1 protein-coding gene is annotated in these 213 nt (G+C 44.1%); it reads left to right on the top strand.

All coding sequences use genetic code 11. The annotated features are described in order from the left end of the window. Positions 1 to 187: hypothetical protein (locus tag P5674_RS26465; RefSeq protein WP_315670547.1), on the top strand; the 187-nt coding region annotated here is incomplete at its 5' end. Positions 188 to 213: the final 26 nt, after the last annotated feature.

Raw genomic sequence — 213 nt, 5'->3', positions numbered from 1 at the left:
TATAGAAAGGTATGAGTGCGATCGCAGTGGGATTTATCTATGGCTCAAAGTCAACATGATAGCTGTAGGTAGCCGTAGGGGGAACCCACTAGGTTATCAATGTACAACGATACTCCTATCAATGTACAAAGATATCAGACCGCCTACCTGGTTCCCTGTGGGAGTCAGATTATTGGTGAAATATTGAGGAGCCTACTCGCTACCAACAAAATG

It is taken from the genome of Limnospira sp. PMC 289.06, from assembly GCF_032350395.1.
Lineage (GTDB): Bacteria > Cyanobacteriota > Cyanobacteriia > Cyanobacteriales > Microcoleaceae > Limnospira > Limnospira platensis.
This window is presented reverse-complemented; position numbering and strand designations above follow the sequence as displayed.